This window comes from Acinetobacter sp. Marseille-Q1623 (assembly GCF_902809895.1).
GTDB classification, from domain to species: domain Bacteria; phylum Pseudomonadota; class Gammaproteobacteria; order Pseudomonadales; family Moraxellaceae; genus Acinetobacter; species Acinetobacter piscicola_A.
The window spans coordinates 1,545,123-1,562,547 of sequence record NZ_CADDWG010000001.1; the positions used below are offsets into that span (position 1 = coordinate 1,545,123).

16 protein-coding genes are annotated in these 17,425 nt (G+C 39.2%); 2 read left to right on the forward strand and 14 right to left on the reverse strand.

Annotation, left to right across the window (positions count from 1 at the left end; translation table 11 throughout):
- Positions 1-211: 211 nt before the first annotated feature.
- The 4 genes from HUV91_RS07360 to hemE all read right to left on the reverse strand — a co-directional run bounded on the left by HUV91_RS07360 (position 212) and on the right by hemE (position 4,663).
- Entirely contained in the window at positions 212-2,098 is a 1,887-nt protein-coding gene (locus HUV91_RS07360; protein ID WP_174492998.1) for a DUF4105 domain-containing protein, read from the reverse strand.
- Positions 2,099-2,177: 79 nt separating this feature from the next.
- Positions 2,178-2,648, reverse strand: a complete 471-nt coding sequence (locus HUV91_RS07365) for a DUF3015 family protein (protein WP_174492999.1) — start codon at positions 2,646-2,648, stop codon at positions 2,178-2,180.
- A gap of 134 nt (positions 2,649-2,782) precedes the next feature.
- Positions 2,783-3,577, reverse strand: a complete 795-nt coding sequence (locus tag HUV91_RS07370) for a DUF817 family protein (RefSeq protein ID WP_174493000.1) — start codon at positions 3,575-3,577, stop codon at positions 2,783-2,785.
- A 12-nt stretch (positions 3,578-3,589) separates the two neighbouring features.
- The gene (gene hemE, locus HUV91_RS07375; protein WP_130072824.1) at positions 3,590-4,663 is read right to left on the reverse strand and encodes a uroporphyrinogen decarboxylase; all 1,074 of its coding nucleotides are present in this window, start codon (positions 4,661-4,663) and stop codon (positions 3,590-3,592) included.
- A gap of 241 nt (positions 4,664-4,904) precedes the next feature.
- Here hemE and HUV91_RS07380 point away from each other — a divergent pair, with 241 nt between their 5' ends.
- A complete protein-coding gene (locus HUV91_RS07380; protein ID WP_174493001.1) occupies positions 4,905-6,176 on the forward strand; it encodes a L,D-transpeptidase family protein in 1,272 nt (423 codons plus the stop codon).
- A 235-nt stretch (positions 6,177-6,411) separates the two neighbouring features.
- Positions 6,412-7,101 (forward strand): pirin family protein, encoded by a 690-nt coding sequence (locus tag HUV91_RS07385; protein WP_174493002.1) that lies wholly within the window; start codon positions 6,412-6,414, stop codon positions 7,099-7,101.
- 88 nt (positions 7,102-7,189) lie between these two features.
- On the opposite strand, the gene HUV91_RS07390 is transcribed toward HUV91_RS07385, so the two are convergent.
- The 10 genes from HUV91_RS07390 to HUV91_RS07435 form a co-directional block, all read right to left on the reverse strand.
- Entirely contained in the window at positions 7,190-7,942 is a 753-nt protein-coding gene (locus HUV91_RS07390; protein WP_174493003.1) for a class II aldolase/adducin family protein, read from the reverse strand.
- 136 nt (positions 7,943-8,078) lie between these two features.
- A complete protein-coding gene (modB, locus tag HUV91_RS07395) occupies positions 8,079-8,762 on the reverse strand; it encodes a molybdate ABC transporter permease subunit (protein ID WP_174493607.1) in 684 nt (227 codons plus the stop codon).
- A gap of 43 nt (positions 8,763-8,805) precedes the next feature.
- Positions 8,806-9,576, reverse strand: a complete 771-nt coding sequence (modA, locus tag HUV91_RS07400) for a molybdate ABC transporter substrate-binding protein (protein ID WP_174493004.1) — start codon at positions 9,574-9,576, stop codon at positions 8,806-8,808.
- 40 nt (positions 9,577-9,616) lie between these two features.
- The gene (locus HUV91_RS07405; RefSeq protein WP_174493005.1) at positions 9,617-10,843 is read right to left on the reverse strand and encodes a molybdopterin molybdotransferase MoeA; all 1,227 of its coding nucleotides are present in this window, start codon (positions 10,841-10,843) and stop codon (positions 9,617-9,619) included.
- Positions 10,843-11,766, reverse strand: a complete 924-nt coding sequence (moaCB, locus tag HUV91_RS07410) for a bifunctional molybdenum cofactor biosynthesis protein MoaC/MoaB (RefSeq protein WP_174493006.1) — start codon at positions 11,764-11,766, stop codon at positions 10,843-10,845. Before moaCB ends, HUV91_RS07405 begins: the two co-directional genes overlap by 1 nt.
- Positions 11,767-11,811: 45 nt before the next feature.
- The gene (locus HUV91_RS07415; protein WP_174493007.1) at positions 11,812-12,483 is read right to left on the reverse strand and encodes a molybdopterin synthase catalytic subunit; all 672 of its coding nucleotides are present in this window, start codon (positions 12,481-12,483) and stop codon (positions 11,812-11,814) included.
- A 1-nt stretch (position 12,484) separates the two neighbouring features.
- Positions 12,485-12,769: a MoaD/ThiS family protein gene (locus tag HUV91_RS07420; protein WP_130072831.1), complete on the reverse strand. Its 285-nt coding sequence runs from the start codon at positions 12,767-12,769 to the stop codon at positions 12,485-12,487.
- A 1-nt stretch (position 12,770) separates the two neighbouring features.
- On the reverse strand, positions 12,771-13,829 hold the full coding sequence (gene moaA, locus HUV91_RS07425; RefSeq protein ID WP_174493008.1) for a GTP 3',8-cyclase MoaA: 1,059 nt from the start codon (positions 13,827-13,829) through the stop codon (positions 12,771-12,773).
- Between the two features lie 140 nt (positions 13,830-13,969).
- Complete coding sequence (gene mobA, locus HUV91_RS07430) at positions 13,970-14,611, reverse strand: molybdenum cofactor guanylyltransferase (protein WP_174493009.1); 642 nt, start codon at positions 14,609-14,611, stop codon at positions 13,970-13,972.
- Positions 14,608-17,412 carry a nitrate reductase gene (locus HUV91_RS07435; protein WP_130072834.1) on the reverse strand — a complete coding sequence of 935 codons (2,805 nt, stop codon included), beginning with the start codon at positions 17,410-17,412 and terminating at the stop codon, positions 14,608-14,610. Before HUV91_RS07435 ends, mobA begins: the two co-directional genes overlap by 4 nt.
- Between the last annotated feature and the right edge of the window lie 13 nt (positions 17,413-17,425).

A 17,425-nucleotide genomic window follows, 5' to 3' on the forward strand; every position in this document is an offset into this window, starting at 1 on the left:
GAAATAAAATTTATAGCCACATTGCACCGCAATAAGATGTTAATTTTTCTATTTATATTTAATAATATAAACTTCATTTCTTAGCTCGCAATTTCATCTAAAAATACACGAGCATAAATTTAACCTGTTGAACCAAATCAATATTGATTTAATCCACTGCTGTTGTGGACATCATAATGATTGAAAACTTATTTTAGGTCATTTCCATCCCTTAAAAATAGTGAACAAAGCCCAAACTGGTTTTATTCCAATCCACATGATTTTGTTGTTGATATTGCCATGTCATACGCAGCGAGTTTTGTGCATCAACCGCATAGTTTAAACCTGTATTCAGACGTAAATTCCATTGACTTGCATCCTGCCAATATGGCAATTCAAGCTGTACTAAGCTATTTAAACGGTCTGTCCATATATTTTGGCAACCCATCGTAGGTCCAAGCCCGATACGCCAACCATCATCAAGCGATTTACCTGCTTGTGCTTGTGATTGTAACTGGGCATAACACACATGCTGCCGATTTTGATCGGCAACACTATAACCAAATTGGGTTTTCAGTTGTAATACGCCATGCTGCTGATCTGAATTAAATTGCCCCTGATGGATGGCTTCTTGTTGCCACCCCAGATTAAAACCCCAAGTTAAAGGTGTTTTAAATGGCGTGATCGGATTGTAGGAATTGACCGAAAGAAAATCAAAATGTTCAAGTTTCAACTTATCATCACGATACTGAAGGGTACCATCCCAGAAATTTAACTGTGTTCCTGTGCGGTATCCACCTTGTGGATCAAGTAAATCATGATACGCTTGACGTAAACCCAAGTCGAAAAACTGTTGCCCCTGCACTTCTCCCACTTGAATGAAAGTATTTTTGGTGTGGTGCCCCTGAGCAGGATCATGGCGCGGTGGCTCAACTTCAGTACGTTGTTTTTCAATATTAAGTTGACTGCGTAGACTCAAAATCTGACGTAATTTTGGCTGTGCCTCTTGCGTTGCAATTTTACGTGAAATCAACACCAAATATAAATCGTCATAAGCCATTTCCAGTATTTTAGCTTGATCAGTAGCATCAAATTTTGCCAGCATTGCAGGCATTTCATCGACGTTTAACAAGGTGAGTTGATGTGCTGTTTTTGCCAGTTGCTGCCCATGCTGACGTGACTGAGCCAAAAGCTGAGTTTCTAAAGCGGGACGATATTGCACATCCTGAATCAAATGATTGTCTTGAACTGTTTTTAAAGTTTCAACGGGAATGGAGGCAACTTGAACATGCTGTTGTAAATTCAGCTCAGGGCGGACGATGTCCAACAAACCAAGCAGTCGATAGGCACAATTGTCACTAATAAAATAATAAGGGAATTTAACATGCTTCATTTCCCAAATGTGTTGTACTAAAAATCGTGTTTCTTCAGGGTTTAAACTCAGTTCATACTCCCATAAATCACGACTTTCAAAATCACCATATTCCTTCACCTTCCGATAGTACGGCATCAGTGAATATTCACCATCATATTGTCCAGTCAAGCCTTTCCAAGCATAAGACCAACCTTCACCGCCCTGAACCGTAGCAGCATAATTAAGTGCATAAGACACCAAATTTAGTTGTTTTTGATCTTTGGGATCTAGTCGCAATAAGGTATGTCCAAACATGGAGCTTGGATTGCCCATAAAATCTGTGGCATAAATTAAAGTGGCTTTATAAGGTTTGATTTGCCCGATCCATTCATCCAATTCAGCACAATCTGCATGAGCCAATGCTGCTTTGGAAATTTCGAGTTGTTGAATTAACCAATGACTACGGGCAGGAAAACGACATTGAATGGATTGATTGGCAGCAGCAGCTTCAAACAGTGCTGCAATATTGGCATTGAGTTCTTGCTTTAAATCCGATTTTCCATGTGGTGAGAGAAAAAAACCGTCATAACGCACTTCACTTTGACCTTGCGCATTGGCATATAACAAACGTTGCCATGCAGTCTGCTTGTAAAGCTGTTTTTGTTCAGCAAGTTGCTGATATTTTTGAATAGATGCAAGATCTACTGAACTTGCATACGCCAGCGGTGTTAAACCGAGTGTGCACAAAAGCGCAAATATTTTCATTAATAATATATTGAGTCATTTAAAATTTTACTAAAATGAATAAAAACCCCATCATCCATGACAGGGTTTTCTCTGCACATTAAACGTAAGCTTTTAAAACTTCGTCTTGTGACATCACAGATTGTAATGATGCTAACACTTCTACTGAAGATACATTTTCAGCTGAATAAATTTTAGAGAAATTTTGTTTAGATACTGCAAAGAAACGCGCTTTATCCTCAGCTTTAATATTTAATAATTCAGCCAAAACATTTAAGCTTTCGCCCTCACCCACTGCCATATCACGGGCCAGCGACTCCGCATTTTCATGGGTGAATGTCACTGCCTGAGCAGTCACAGCACCTGTACCATTACAACCGAGCGTACCAAACGTGATACCAAATAACTGGTTTGCAAATAAACCATTGGTGGTTGCAGCTAAAATTTTAGGAATTTTTCCAGATTGTCCTTCCCAAACTTGAGAACCTAAACCACAACCTACATCGCTATCTGCAAAAGCTGAAACTGATCCTGTTGCCAATATGGCTGCTAAAGCAATTTTTTTTAACATGGTATTCTCCAATATTTTTTAATATTTCATTTATTTCTAGGATGTGTGTAATTTTTATTACACCATATAAAGATTTAACACAGTTATTCTAATAAGCAAATCAAAATATGATCATTTTTCGATTATTTTTCAAACTATTTTAATGTCCATTCACCAATGCTATTTCTATTGCCAAGAATTTTTAAAACCAACACCAAACTGAGTAATAGCAATAAATACCAAGAACCAAGTTTACCCCACCCGACCATATGCCATGCATCGACCTGACTCGGATATAACCAAATTTTATAAAAAGTACTGATATTTTCAGCAATCCAGATTAGAAATGCCAATAACAGCAATACAGGCAACATCGGCAACTGAAATTGATGTTGTTGTAATTGAAACCGTATTTTAGTTTTCCAAAAAATAACGACACTCCAAAAAAACAATACATTGCGTATATCTGGAACAAAAAATTTTGTCATAAAATTAAGATAGGACAATACTGCTAGACTCAACATATTGGCAAAACTAGGCAATTTTAAAAAAGAAACTTGATAAAGCCTTAATGAACGTGCAAAAAAACTGCCAACTGCCGAATACATAAAACCTGCAAATAACGGCACGGTCATGATTTTAAAAACTGCAGGTTGTGGATATTGCCACGAAGCGATCTGTGGATGAGTCAAAAATATTTCCATCCCCATAGCTAAGATGTGAAAAAGTGCAATGACTTTTGCTTCTGCCCATGATTCGAGTTTTAAACAAAGCAAACACGCTTGAATGATCAGTGCATAAAAGAATAAATAATCATAGCGAAAGAAGCCATAAAACTCACGACTGCCCATTTTTGCAGTCAGTGCAAAAGCGATTAGCAGTAAAATACCAAATAAGGCAGCTGAAGCTGCCTTAAAGATAAATTCCACACTTGATTTTAAATACAGCATACTCGAAGTGACTTAACCTAAATATTTCGCACTATATTCATGCACAGTATCAATGAAAATTTTAGGTTGTGCAGGGTCAACCCACTGCGTAATACCATGCCCTAAATTTGCCACATAACCTGTTTTTTCACCCTGAGCATAAGCATCGTCGAGCATGGCTTTTGTTGCCTTCTCAATACTTTGAGCTGAACCGTATAAGGTTGCAGGGTCTAAATTACCTTGCAGTGCCACACGACCATTTACAGTTTGACGTGCTACATTTAAAGGCGTTGTCCAGTCTAAACCTAAAGCATCTGCACCTGTTGCCACCATTGGCTCTAACCATTGACCACCGCCTTTGGTAAATAAAATCACAGGGACTTTACGACCGTCTTTTTCACGTTGTAAACCTGAGACAATCTTTTGCATATAATGCAGTGAAAATTCAAGATATTCACGATGTGCTAAAGCTCCACCCCAACTATCAAAAATTTGAATCGCTTGCGCACCTGCATCAATTTGTGCATTTAAATATTCAGTCACAGCATCAGCCAATCGCTCTAATAATGCATGTAAAACTTCAGGTTGAGCATACATCATCTGCTTCGTAAAACGAAAATCTTTACTTGAGCCGCCTTCCACCATGTAGGTTGCTAAAGTCCAAGGACTACCCGAGAAACCAATTAAAGGGACTTGCCCACCTAATGCAGAACGAATAGTTGAAACTGCATTCATGACATAATCTAAGTCAGATGCTGCATTAAATTTCGGTAAATTGGCAACGTCTTGTTCAGTTCGAATTGTTTTATGAAACTTAGGACCTTCACCTGTTTCAAAATATAAGCCTAGGCCCAATGCATCAGGAATGGTTAAAATATCAGAAAATAAAATCGCTGCGTCTAAATCATAACGGCGCAAAGGCTGTAAAGTCACTTCACAAGCAAATTCAGTATTTTTACATAAAGAAAGAAAATCACCTGCTTTGCCTCGTGTTTCACGATATTCAGGTAGGTAACGACCTGCTTGACGCATCATCCACACAGGTGTGGTATCGACAGGTTCACGTAGCAAAGCACGTAGAAAACGATCATTTTTGAGGGTCGTCATTTACTTTCCTATTTAAAAAAATTGAGCAAGGTCAGTCATCATAGCAAAAATCTATGCGCTATCGGCATTTCTTCGTGAGATTTTAATCTTGAAAATTATTTGAAATTTCATTTTTTTATGATGCGTATAGAATTGTATAAAAAATAGGATTTACACAAAACAAATACTGCATCTCCATTTATTTTCTGCAATACTTGCTTACTTTATAAATCAGTATGAATAATTCTTAAGGTTGAATTACATGTTCGTTCGCTCAATTCTTGCTTTGAGTTTAAGTTGTATCTTCACAGGTACAGCATTCGCTGCGCCTACAACTACTGAGCAATCGCTTACTCCGCATAAGGTAACATCTACAGCAGTTGAAGATCCAATTGATCCGCTGGCTGTTGAATCTTCTGCTGCCTCTACAGTCAACACAAGTAGTGCGAGCGAAGCTCAAATTTCTCAACAAGAGCTTAATGATTTAGATCAAGCTGCCAACACGCTGCAAAATTTAGAAAAAACAGAAGATAAAACTGCAGATATAGCAGCTGAAACAAGCACACAAACAGAAACCACAACGCCAAGTACAGCAGCATCAACCACTAAGTCTAGCAGTGCAAATAAAGCATCATGGACTTTAGACGGGATGAACAATGCTGAATGGTATGAAAATATTGGCAAAGGTCAATTCCCAGTCTATGCACGTGCACATGTGATGTTAAACAACTCACATGCGTCTCCGGGTGCCATTGATGGTTCAAGTGGTATGAATACCTTAAAAGCAATTTCTTCATTCCAACAAATGAATGGCTTAAAACCAACAGGTGAACTGACCAAAGAAACATGGGATGCTTTGATCGCAAAACAAGGCAGCAAACCTGCATTTGTAGAATACACCATCACAGATGCAGATTTAAAAGGCCCTTATGCTGCATCGATCCCACGTGACTATGCTCTACAATCAAAAATGAAAGGTTTGTATTACACACGTGTAACAGAAATGTTGGGTGAAAAATTTCATATGGATGAAGATTTCTTAAAGAAATTAAATCCAAAAGCAACCTTCAAAAAAGCAGGTGAAAAAATCATTGTGACCAATATCCGCAATGAATTACCTGAAAATATTCATTTGATCGTGGCACATAAAGGTGCAAAACAACTTTATTTGTTTAATGCCCAAAACCAAATGGTGGGTTCATTCCCTGCAACGATTGGTAGTTCTGACACACCATCTCCAACAGGAACTTATAAAATTACAGGTGTCGCACCAAATCCATGGTATAGCTATTCACCAAGTAACTTTGTGCAAGGCAATAACCGTAAACCATTGTCTTTACCACCTGGTCCAAATGGTCCTGTAGGAAATATCTGGATCGGTTTAAGTAAAAAATCATTTGGTATTCATGGTACACCGAACCCATCTGCGATTTCTAAAACCGCATCGCATGGTTGTATCCGTTTAACCAACTGGGATGCCAATGATTTAGGTAAAAAAGTTAAATCAGGTGTCACTGTTAAATTCTTAGAATAATCATTTGATTCTATCTGCAAATGATGATTTCAATGCCCAATAATTCGTTATTGGGTTTTTTTATGTTCAATATAAAATAGGCCTCATTATATTACTTACAAAAAAACAGTCCTATCTCTTTATAACTAATCGTCCTAAAAACACAACAATACGTTGCATGTTTAATGTTTCAACTCAATTTCGCAAAGACTAATATGATCTCAAGTTAAAAAAAATAAAGAATTGGAGATTTATCATGAATACATTTCTACATCGCAGTGAAGACCGTGGTCATGCTCAAATTGGCTGGTTAGACAGCAAACACAGTTTTTCTTTCGGCAGTTGGTACAACCCTAAATATATGGGCGTAGGTTCTTTACGTGTGATCAATGACGATACCATCGCCGCACATAATGGTTTTGGTACACACCCGCATGACAATATGGAAATCTTAACCTGTGTACTTCAAGGTACGATTTCACATAAAGATACCATGGGTAACGAACGCCATATTCACGCAGGCGAATGGCAGTTAATGAGTGCAGGTACAGGGGTACAACACAGCGAAATCAACAATGGCGATACACCTGTGCATATGTTGCAAATTTGGGTCATTCCCAATGTACGTGATGCTGAGCCGAACTATCAACAAGTCGAACGTGATCCAAAAAAATCACCGAATGAGTGGTTATTGATTGCAGGTCCTCATGACGATGCGCTTATGCATATTCGCCAAGACGCTGAAATTAAAGCAGCATATTTAGAAAAAGGTCATTCCCTCCCTGTCAAAGCCACTCAAAAATTTAATTATGTTCATGTAATTGAAGGTGAAATTGATATCGCAGGTCAAGTCGTCAAAGCAGGTGATGCTTACTTATTTGATGAAGATGCAACGATCAATGCCAACGAAAACAGCCAATTCATTTGGTTCGATTTAAGCAACTAAGGAAGTTGTTTTACGCTATTCACCTGTAAATCACCGATTAAATCCTCTGCATAGGCAGGGGATTTTTTATGCTCATGAAAAGACCACACTAACGAGAATAATCATTTTCCTGATCTTTAATCAATGATAAAGCGGCTTGCCATGCTGCTGCAATAATCGGTTCTGCCGCATCACTTTGAAACTGCTGCACGGTATATTCACATACAGCTTGGCTTGGATAATGCAATTGACGACTACTCATAGCTTTGATTTGAATTTGACATGCTCTTTCTAAAAAATAAATCTCATGAAATGCACGCGCGATGGAATCACCTGTCGCCAATAAACCATGATTACGTAAAATCATACAACGATAATGCTTTAAATCTTGCACCAAACGCTCACGTTCTGCTGTCGAAAATGCAATGCCTTCATATTCATGATAGGCAATATTATTGTAAAATTTCAGTGCATGCTGTGAAAGTGGTAATAATCCTTCAGCTTGTGCTGACACCGCAATCCCATCTGCGGTATGGGTATGAATCACACAATTGATCTCAGCATTGGCATGATGTAATGCCGAGTGAATCACAAAGCCTGCAACATTGACCATTTTCCCTTCATCATATTCAGCGACAATATTGCCATCATGATCAATTTTTACCAGATCAGAGGCTGTCATTTGGTCAAAGGTCACACCATAACGATTGATTAAAAAATGATTCGGTTCATGCGGCACACGTAAACTGATATGGGTATCAATCAAATCCGTCATTCGATAATAAGCGATCAAACGATACAGTGCTGCAAGTTGGCAACGTGCTTGCCATTCTATTGCATTGATATGCTGTGGTGCTTGCACAATACATTCCTTTTTTATTCTTCGATATTTCCTATATTCTTTGTAATGCAGAATAGATCATTTCTCAAGTGCAATCCATTTACCGTCAAGTCGATTTTCTTCAATCTCACCTCATCATTGTGTTTTCAATCAGCTATTATTCTTTGACAGTCTTCTGATATTTCATCATCAAATAAAAATGGGCAATTAAAGCCGTAAAAGCCAAAATTAAGGACAATACAAGCAAACGCATCGCCATGATCTCACCATCAGGTTGTTGTAAAAATGAATAAATGGCAATGGGAATGGTACGGGTTTCATCGGGAATATTGCCAACAAAAGTGATGGTGGCACCAAATTCACCTAAACTACGACTAAAACCTAAAATAGACCCCATTAAAATCCCCGGACATGCTAGAGGCAAATAAATTTTGACAAATATCTGCCGAAAATTTGCCCCTAAGGTTTGGGCGACTTCTTCCAAATGCCGATCTGACAACTGAAATGCCAAACGAATAGGTTGCACAATTAAGGGAAAACCCACAATCATTGAAGCCAGCACAGCACCTTTCCAGTTAAATGCGAGCTCTATGCCAATCGCTGATAAATACTGCCCCAGCCAACCTTTATGACCAAAAAGCAACAGCAGTAAATAGCCAAGTACCACAGGCGGCAATACCATCGGCAATTGTAAACATGCTTCGACCAAGACTTTCAGTCTAAAATCATAGCGTGCTAGCATCCATGCCAATGCAATTGCAAAAGGTAAACTAAAGGCAGTAGCACAGAAAGCCACTTTGGCTGACAGATACAACGCACTTAATTCTTCAGAGCTGAGCATATCCATTTGATTTTAAATTTTAAGCCTCAACAGAAACAATAGATTAATGTAGAGATGAGTTGAGTCCAAAACCATATTTCACAAAAATCGCTTTGGCTTGCGGATCACGTTGTACAAAGTTTTTAAAGTGTACAGCCTCTTTATTTTTCTGCCCTTCAACCGTCAATGCAAGGGGATAAATAATCGGATGATGGCTATTTTGTGGAAATGTCCCCAGCATTTTAACTTTTTGACTGATTAAGGCATCGGTTTTATAGACAATGCCGACATCACACTCGCCACGCTCCACAAATGCCAAGGCTGAGCGTACATCATCTGTCCCCACAATACGTCCTTTTAACGCATCGAACCAATTGAGTTTGACTAAACTTTGTTTGGCATATTTGCCTACTGGGACGGATTCCATTTGCCCTGTGCATAAGCGCCCTTTAAACGTTTTGGCAAAATTAAAATTAGATTGAGCTTTAAATGGAATATTTAAATTTTTAGCGCTAATGACCACCAATTGATTAAACAGCAAAGGTTTTACTTGTTGCATCTGAATTGCATTTTTTTGTACTAAATACTGCATCCAATCGACATCGGCTGAGAAATAAAGATCACTTTTTGCCCCTGCTTCAATTTGTTTAGCAAGCGCTGATGATGCACCAAACACAGGGATAATTTTAGTTTCTGGATATTTTTTTTCATACAGTTTTGTAATATCTATTAGGGCATTGGTCAAACTTGCAGCTGCATAAATTTTTACTGTTTCTGCATGAGTTAAGCTCACAGCACAACAGAATGCGCTTGCGAATAGCATTTTTTTCAACATTGAATTGCCCCTATACACAACATGAGAAAGATAAAAAGAGCTAAATAAAAATACCTTGCACCATCTGCCCTGCTTCAAGCTGTTGATGTGCAGGAATACGCACCAAACCATTGGCTTGCATTAAATTACTCAGCATATGTGATTGTTGTTTGCCGAGGCTTTGGACTGTGAGCTTGGCTTGATCGAATTGCACCGACATACGTAAAAAACGTTCTCGTGCATCGGCTTTTAAATCATGACTGAGTTCCGCGCTGAACCATTGCAAAGATGATGTTTGCCCTTGCAAAGCATCTAATAGCGTCGTGGTATAAATTTGCATGCCCACATACACCGCAGCAGGATTCCCCGGTAAGCCCAATAAATAACAGCATTTTTGATCAGGCTTTTGCAATCTCGCAAAGAACATCGGCTTACCCGGTTTTTGTTTCACTTTCCAAAAGATTTGTTCAAAACCTAATTCCAATGCCACAGGACGAATAAAATCATAATCACCGACTGAAACCCCGCCTGTGGTCAGGATCAAATCATAATTTTGACTTAATTCAGCGAATAATGTTTTTACCGCAAGTGCTGTATCCGCCACATGAAAAAGATCAATCTGTTGATTACGCTGTTGAAACCATGCCTGAATTAAAGGGGCATTGGCATCAAAGATTTTGCCTGCAGTGAAGTCCTCAATATTTTTTGCAACTTCATCGCCTGTGATCACCACTGCAATTTTAGGATATTGAAAGACTTGAACCTGTTGAATACCTGCCATGCTTAAAGCTGCGATTGCACCCACTGACAGTTGTTGACCTTTCTGCGCAAGAGATTGTCCAATCGCAATTTCCTCGCCAACATCACGAATATCGGCATGTTTTTTCAGTGCTTCTGTCATTTGAATTTTAGATGTCGAAACTAAATGGACAATTTCTTGCCGTGCTACCGTTGTTGTTCCAAGCGGAATTTTTGCTCCCGTAAAAATACGTAAGGCTTGTCCATGCGCTAATACAACATCAGCACATTGTCCTGCACGAATTTCCCCAATCAGTTCAAAAGTCGAACCAACCTCAATCACTTCGTCTGCATGTATCGCATAGCCATCTACTGCACTTTGTGAAAACATGGGTAAATTAATACTTGAAGCAACATCTACTGCTAAATAACGATTTAATGCTACATGTAAAGCAAGATCTTCAGTGCCTAAAACTTGGCTATGTTGTTGAATCAATGACAATGCTTGATCAATCGAAATTAAACCCTGTTCAGCCTCACAACCTGACATTATTGATAACCTCCCGCATGCGGAATATTTTTTTGTACATCAAAGAGATGCACAAGTGCAGGTAAAATTGCGCTTAAAGACTCTAAAGCCCCCTGACGACTGCCCGGTAAAGTAATCACCAAACTTTGATCGATATAACCTGCAACCCCCCGACTGAGTGCAGCATAAGGGGTACGGCGTTGCCCAAAACTGCGTGATGCTTCCATTAAACCGGGAATTTCACGTTCTAATAAAGGCTGAATGGTTTCTACAGTTAAATCTTTTGGCCCTAAACCTGTACCGCCCACGGTTAAAATTAAAGGATATTGATTTTTTTGCTGTTCAATCAATGCCAATAATTGTGTCGGATCATCAGGAATCACTTGATAAGCAATATTACTAAAATTGGCTTCTTGTAAAATTTCTAGGACATTTTGCCCTGCGGTATCAGGCTTTTTCCCTGCTGCGACAGTATCGGACAAGACAATCACCGATGCAGATAGACTCTGTTTTAAAGCACGGGTAAAATGTGATTTTCCGCCTTTTTTCTTTTCTAATTGAATACCATCCAATAATAAATCATCAGGGTCACAATGCGGTTTAAGCATGTCATACAAGGTTAGTCCTGCAAGACTCACTGCCGTTAATGCTTCCATCTCAACACCTGTAGGGCCAATGGTTTCCACAACAGCGCTAATTTTGACATGTGCATCAAACAGTTCGTAATCGACATCGGCACGGTAAATCGGCAGTGGATGGCACAATGGAATCAGTTCATCGGTACGTTTTGCCGCTAAAATCCCCGCAATCCGCGCTGTTTTTAAAGCATCCCCTTTTTCCGTAGTGCCATTGCGTAATAATTCGATGCAATGAGGTGGTGCATGTAATATTGCTGTGGCGATCGCGGTGCGATAACTTTCTGCTTTCATGCCAACATTTTTCATTGCACATTCCTATTTTATAATTTTCTTCAAGATTAACGGTTTGATTTACAGATGCCATTGATAAACAGCGGGATCTACCGAAGATTCGTGCTGTTTTTGCGTTAAAGAGGCAAGTTCCTGTGTCGGTTGCTCATGAGGCAGATGATCATCTTGATATGTTGCTGTAGATGAATGTGCACGTAGACGATGATGTATATGGTCACACTGTTTCGAATGCTGATGTGGTGCAGTATGTGATAGCTCATCCTCATGATCTTTACGGATACAACACCCCTCTACATATTGACTGCTGCCATCCATATAAAATTCTTCTTTCCATACAGGCACTTCATGTTTAACCCGTTCCACCGCCTCTTCACAAGCAGCAAATGCCTCCCGCCGATGTGGTGCATAGGCCATTGCAATAATCGCTTTTTCACCAATATCTAAAGCGCCAACGCGGTGAATCACACGCACATAAGATATGCCATGTTTGATTTGAATCTCTTGTTCAATTTGACGGATCATTTTTTCTGCTACAGGCGCATAAGCGGTATATTTCAGCGCCTTAACCGCCTTGCCTTCATGATGATCTCGTACCGTGCCGACAAAAATCCCGATCCCGCCACATTCAGGAAAATGTTCAATGCCATCAAAACCGTCTTGGCTTAATGCACTCTCTTGAATGCGTTTAAAATCTTTTAAATGTCGATGTTGACTATTCACAATTTCAGTCATGTTAACCTCCTGCAACAGGCGATAATAAAACCAAAGTAGTATCTGAACTTAAAAGGGCTTGTCGTGGAATAATGTCTTCGCCCACCGCGCAAGCACAACGTTCCAAAAGTGTTGAGGACTGTGGATAAGCACGTTGTACATATTCAAGTACATCGCTAATGCTGATTTCAGACTCAAACTGCAAGCATAAATCTTGTGGCAGTTGTCGCTCAATCGCACCAAACGACTCTATTTGAATGTTGATCAGTGCACTGTGAGGATCTTGATTGTGTACTGTGAAATGCATCTTAACCTCCAATCATATACATACTAATTTTGCGTGTTGCCACATGGTTTACAGATGCCGTTAATGTCGTTTGTTCTTGCTGTATGGCATCAAAGCCTTGTTTCTTATGCCAAATATAATCAGTTAACACTGCATTTAACTTCAATTCTGCTGGTGCTTTTTTCTGCATCAATGCCTGAATGTATTTTTTTAAATCCAAACCTTGCGTTGCAAATAGACAATTAAAAAACTCTCCTTTTGCAGTTAAACGCAATCGGTCGCATGTGCCACAAAATGAATTGGAAATGGTGGAAATAATCCCAATCGGAAAACCATGAATGAAATAAGTGCGTGCAGGTTCAGACGATTGACCTTGTTTGATGGTGACATCAAAATCTTGTTTTAGATGTCTTAAAATGTCTTGTTCCGTCACCACATGCGCAGATGACCAATGCGCATCACCATCTAAAGGCATAAATTCGATAAAACGCACCATCACATTATTTTGTATCGACCAATGTGCCAAAGGCAAAATTTGATCGTCATTAACACCTCTAATGAGCACAGTATTGATTTTAATTGGTAGCCCTACCGCTTTTGCTTGCTGAATTCCCTCAAGTACAGGCAATAAATCTTTTTTGGTTAAGTGTTTAAATTGCTCGGCATCTAAACTATCTAAACTGATGTTTAAATCATCCAATCCCGCTTGTTTCAGTTGTGAAGCATATTGTTTTAAATAATGTGCATTCGTGGTCATAGACACTTTTTTGAGACCGATTTTTTTCAACTGTTGTAATTCGGCAATAAAATGCACCACGCCTTGACGCATTAAGGGCTCGCCCCCTGTAATCCGAATGTGTTCGATGCCACGGCGCACCATAAACTCGCAAAACTGATAAAGTGCTTCAAAACTAAGTAAATCTTGTTTTTTCATCCATTCGGGATGTTCAGGCATACAATAGACACATTTAAAATTACAGCGATCTGTCACTGAAATTCTCAGTTTACGTTTATGACGTCCAAATTGATCAACAAATGGATTGACGTCACGCTGTACATTATGATGTGGTATTGCATTCATACACAGTCCCTTTTGCACTGTTTAAGTTCAGGATTTTCCAAAACTAAAAAAATGCATCATCTGATTTACAATGAAACTGCAAAAAGTGTTCCAATATTTAGTAAATCGAAATATTTTTATAAAACTCAAAGGCTGCAAAGTTAAATGTGAATAGATTTCAATTGTTGATATTGTTGTAATTCATCCAGCGAATTAATACTGTGCAAAAATAATGCATGATTTTTAAATATTACCCCCTGGCCGTGCAACTCGGAAAAACACTGTTTTAAACTGCGCTTATTTTGTGCAAGACTGTTTTGAATAGTCTGATATGCACTACGCTTGACAAGACAAAATGGATATAGCGCCACACCATTAATGTCGACATAAGCCACATCAGACAAAGCATTTTTGGCTAATGCTTGATGTAATTTTTCAACCACACGCTTAGGAATAAACGTCACATCACAAGGGACAAACAACACATAATCGGCTTGCACATACGTCCACGCACTTTTAATGCCCATCAAAGGACCGTGAAAACCGCCATCATCATCTTGATAACAATCAATATTTGGAATCATTTTTTGATAAATTGAATAATCCCGATGGCTATTCACCCATACAGCCGAGACTGCATATTTGAGTTGTTGATGTATTTTAATCAGTTGAATTTGATCATCAAATTTTTGCAATAATTTATTAATTCCATTCATGCGTCGTGCTTGACCACCAGCAAGAATCACCAAATCCGTTTCAGGATAATCTATCCCTCGACTGATCATTTTGACTATTCTCTTCATTCGGCTGCCTCCGCTTGACAAGCTTTGATTAAGCCACGAATTTCAGGTAGACAAGAACCACAGTTCCCCCCTGCTTTTAAACAGGCAGTGACTTGTTTTTCATTGCTGATATTTTGTTCTTTAATGGTTTGAATGATGCGGTTTTTACCGACTTTAAAACAACTACAAACCAATGGGCCGTCATGATTGCCCATTGACATGGCTTGTCCTGCAAGCAATGCCTTACGGTGCATAGCACTTAAACGTTCACGTTTAAATAGACTCGAAATCCAGTCCCGATCAGGCAATAAGGCTTTTGGTGCAATATATAAACTGGCAATTAAAATCCCATCTTTTAAAATAATGGTATGGCTGATATGTGCAGTTTGGTCTTCAAGATTTAACCATTCAAAACTCTCATCCTCAAAAGGTAACAACTCTTTTAAGTGTTCAGTAGTTTGAGTAAAACGGCGACGATCAGCCAACTCATAACGTATAGCTTTAGCAATTTGAATTTTTGTCCACCACACCGTATTTTCAATACTATTTTTAACGAGATGGTCAAAACCATGTCGCACATAGAACACCCCTTGCCATTGGGTATAAAAAGGGTGAATGATGACAGGCGTATGTTTAAATTCAGGCTCGCCCGAAATAGCATCGACCACAGGATTGACCACTTTGCCAATGCGTGCATCTGAAGCAAATTGATCGTTCCAATGAATCGGAGCAAAAATCTGTCCACGGCGAATATTTTCACTCACCACCGCACGCAGTACACAATTCCCCCAAGCGGATTTAATCTCAACCAATTCACCATCTTTTAAACCATATTTCAGTGCATCATTTGGATGAATTTCGCAGTAAGGTTCAGCTTTATGGGTACTTAAATTTGCTGACAGACCTGTTCGTGTCATGGTATGCCATTGGTCACGGATTCGACCTGTATTAAGAATAAGTGGATATTCACGATCAGTTTGATTTACAGGATCAATCATTGTTGTTGCAATGAATTTCGCTTTGCCATCGGCATGGCTGAATTGCCCTCGTGTAAATAATTGCCCATATTCATCTTTCGATTGTTTTTTTTGTATCACAGGCCATTGCACAGGTTCGAGTTCATGATACTCAGACAATGAAAGTTCAGTTAAACCTTGCAGATTAAAATAACGGAAGTTTGCAACATCAGCACGTTTATTGATTTCTGTATTTTGATAAGCAGAAAGTTGAGCATGTTCTTTGAAAATGTCATGGCTATTTTTAAATTCAAAACCACCAAAACCCATTTTCTTTGCCACTTGTGCGACTGCCCACCAATCTGCTTTGGCTTGTTCAGGCTCAGTTAAAAATGCGCGCTGTCTTGATATACGACGTTCAGAATTGGTCACCGTACCATCTTTCTCACCCCAGCCTAGTGCAGGCAATAAAACATCGGCATATTGGGTGGTATCTGTATCTTTACAAATATCTGAAACCACAACAAATTCACATTTGTCTAAAGCACGTTTTACCTGATCTGCATTCGGCAAACTGACCACAGGATTGGTCGCCATGATCCAAATGGCTTTAATTTTACCACTTTCAACTGCTTCAAAAAGATCAACTGCTTTTAATCCAACCTGAGTGGCAATGGATGGGCTGTTCCAAAAACTTTGCACAAGCTGTTGATGCTGAGGATTTTCAAGCTCCATATGCGCCGCCAACATATTGGCTAAACCACCGACTTCACGGCCACCCATGGCGTTGGGTTGTCCTGTCATCGAAAATGGTGCTGCACCTAATTTACCAATTTTTCCTGTGAGTAAATGAGCATTGATAATACTGTTGGCTTTATCTACCCCACGTGAAGATTGATTAACCCCCATAGAAAATAAGGTCATGACTTTTTCTGTTTGAGCAAATTTTTCAAAGAAAACTTTTAATTTTTCGAGTGAAATCCCTGTTTTCTTTGCAACTGGTTCGATGTCCGCTTCAGGCTGTGAACTTTCTAATAGCGCATCCAAACCTTGTGTATGTGCTTGAATAAACTCGTGGTCACTATACCCATTTTGATATAAATATTGAACTAAACCATTAAATAACGAAACATCTTGACCAATCAGAATCGGTAAATGTAAATCCGCTGCTTCACAGGTAGCAGTAAATCGTGGATCGATCACTACAACAAATAAATCTCTTTCTTCCTTAGCTTTCATAATGCGTTGATACAACACAGGATGACACCATGCTGTATTTGAGCCGACTAAAACCACCATGTCGGTGTGTTCAAAATCCTCATAACTTGCAGGAACAAGGTCTTCGCCAAAGGCACGCTTATGCGCTGCTACCGCAGAAGACATACATAAGCGTGAATTGGTATCAATATTGGCAGTACCGAGATAACCTTTAACGAACTTATTGACCACATAATAATCTTCTGTCAGCAATTGTCCTGAGACATAAAATGCAATGCTGTCACGACCATATTGGTCAATACATTGTTGAAATTTATTGGCAATTAGGTCCGTCGCTTTATCCCAGTCAGTTTTTTGACGTGTGTAAGCATAGGCATGTTCTGCATCAATTTTCCGCCCGAGCATAGGGTGTAAAACACGTGTTTCTAGCCCTACGGTATCTGCTAAATTACTGCCTTTAATGCAGAGTTTGCCGTAATTGGATGGATGATTAACATCACCGATTACAGATACTTTTTGTCCAAGTACAGTATCTTCAACAGTTGCCGTTACACCACAACCTACTCCACAGTATGGGCATGTGGTTTGGGTAATTTTGACTTTATTTTCTGTGGAGCTGTGCAATTCCATTACAGGGATACTATTCATTTTCTGCGGTGCT